Genomic DNA, 2,379 nt, shown 5'->3' with positions numbered 1-2,379 from the left:
CGGCTACGTCGTGGCGACTATAGGAGCCCGCATCCGTCGGCTGGTAACCGCCAAAACCCTGGGCGCCGCCGGACACGCCCGAGGTGCCGGTGTACCAGGAGGTCAGGTCGCCCGCATCGATCTCATAGGTCTGGCGCAGGTATTCCGCACCAAAGGCCAGCGTCACCGGGTTGGGCAGCCAGCTGGTGGAGAATTCCCTGGCAATGTCCACGTCGAACGACTGCTGGGACGAGTTGAGGATGCCGTCGTGGAACTGGGTGGGGCTATAGCCAAAGTCATGCAGGAACGCGCGATTGACGCTGTTCTCGGTGGCATACGACACGCGGTTGCCGCCGTAATTGCCGCTCACGTCCCAACGCCAGCCGCCATCCGTTTTGCCGCGTACGCCGATCACCAGCGAACGATCGGTGGAGTCCGCGTGTTCCAGCGGCAGATAGCCGTTCGGATAGAGCGACGGCACCGAGTTGCTGTTGGCCAGATTGCGGAAGAACGCAGGCGAGGTGGTGTTGCGCTCGCTGTAGTGGCCAAAGGCGTAAAGCTGCACGTTCGGCGTGAGGTCGAACTGCGAGTTCAGGAACAGGTTGTGATCCTGCACCGCCGGGTCGCCGTAGCGCTGCGTGGTGCCCTCCGCAGGACGCGTGCGATTGGGCTCGGCCCGGTTGGTGTAATCCTGGTTGCCGTCCTGCAGCGTGAAGCGTATCCATCCCTTGTCGCTGAGTGGAATGCCGAAGTTGGCCGAACCTTGCCATTGGCGACCATCACCTGCGGAATACTGGCCACCGGTGACGTCCACTTCGCCGCCTTGGGCGCCTTTCTTCAACACGATGTTGATCACGCCCGCGATGGCATCGGAGCCGTACTGCGCGGATGCGCCATCGCGCAGCACTTCGATGTGATCCACCGCGCCAATGGGAATGGTGTTGAGGTCCACCGCCTGCGAACCGCGGCCGAGCACGCCATTGGTGATCAGGATGGCGCCGGGATGCCAGCGCTTGCCGTCGACCAGCACCAGCACCTGATCCGGCGAAAGACCACGCAGCTGCGCCGGGCGTTGCGAGTCGGCGGTATCGGCGGCCGAGGGGCGCGGGAAGGTCAGCGACGGAATGATGCGCGCCAGTGCGGTAGTCAGTTCGGTGGTGCCGGTCTGCTTGAGCGTTTGCGCCGAGACGACGTCGATGGGTGTGAGCGAGCTGCTCTCGGTGCGGTTGTCGGCGCGCGTGCCGGTGACGATGACAGTGCCGAGCTTCTTCGCGCTTTCAGTGGACGGCGGTGGGGCGGCGTCCTGCGCGGAGGCTTGCGAAAGGATGGAAAGCAGTGCAACGGCAAGGACGCTTGGCGCGGCCTTCAGGCCGACGGAATTCTTAGGCATGCGACGTAATTCCCCAGTCAAAAAAACACAGTGATGCGATGCAGCAATCGCAGGCTAACGGCGATTGTTTGCGCGAGTCAACAGCGGTATAGACGTCTAAACATGTCCAATGACATTTGCTGATTTGCTCATGCCGTGGCGTCATGAGCATGCCTGTGCGACGCCGTCCTGGCGGCGCGGCGGACGGGCGTTCCGGCGCGGCCTTAGGCCGGGTTTTCACCGAGGCTTGCGCGGGTGATTTCGCAAGTGGCTGATTACATGGGTTTTCACGCAACGTTGATGCTTGGCTGAACGACCCTATATCGGGCGGAGCGCTGGGCACCTGTCGTGACGGGTGGCGTGCCTGGTCGGATTGCACCTTTTCATCAAGGCAGGACCCCATGGCACGCAAGAAGTCGCTTGAGCTGTATCGCAACATCGGCATCATCGCGCACATCGATGCCGGCAAGACCACCACGACCGAGCGCATCCTGTACTACACCGGCAAGAAGCATCAGATCGTCGACGTGCACGACACCAAGGACGGCAAGGGTTCCACCACCACCGATTATCTGGAACAGGAACGCAAGCGCGGCATCACCATCCAGTCGGCGGCGGTATCCACCGAGTGGAAAGGTCACCAGATCAACTTGATCGATACGCCGGGACACGTCGATTTCACCATCGAGGTGAATCGCAGCCTGCGCGTGCTCGACGGCGCGGTGGTGGTGTTCGACGGTGTGGCCGGCGTGGAACCGCAGACCGAGACGAACTGGCGCCTGGCCGACCAGTACAACGTGCCGCGCCTGTGCTACGTCAACAAGATGGATCGCACCGGCGCGAACTTCGAGCACTGCGTGAAGGGCATCCGCGAGCGCCTTGGTGCGAGCGTGCTGCTGTGCCAGGTGCCGCTGGGCAGCCACGACGAATTCGTCGGCATGGCCGATCTGGTCGCCGGCGTCGCCTATCTGTGGAAGGGCGACGACAAGGACAGCCCGTGGGATACCGTGCCGCTCAACGAAGTGGCCAGC

The 2,379-nt window shown here is 62.9% G+C and carries 2 protein-coding genes; one reads left to right on the top strand and one right to left on the bottom strand.

The features are described 5' to 3' along the window. Positions 1-1,369, bottom strand: a 1,369-nt coding sequence (locus AC1DMG_RS21640; protein WP_477181101.1) for a TonB-dependent receptor plug domain-containing protein, incomplete at its 3' end; no start/stop codon positions are given. A 380-nt stretch (positions 1,370-1,749) separates the two neighbouring features. Here AC1DMG_RS21640 and AC1DMG_RS21635 point away from each other — a divergent pair. After that, positions 1,750-2,379 (top strand): GTP-binding protein (locus tag AC1DMG_RS21635; RefSeq protein ID WP_477181100.1); only part of this gene is annotated, 630 nt, incomplete at its 3' end.

The sequence above is a fragment of the Dyella sp. 01N36 genome (assembly GCF_056399745.1).
The sequence above is the reverse complement of the archived record's forward strand: the minus strand, read 5'-3'. Positions and strand labels throughout refer to the sequence as shown.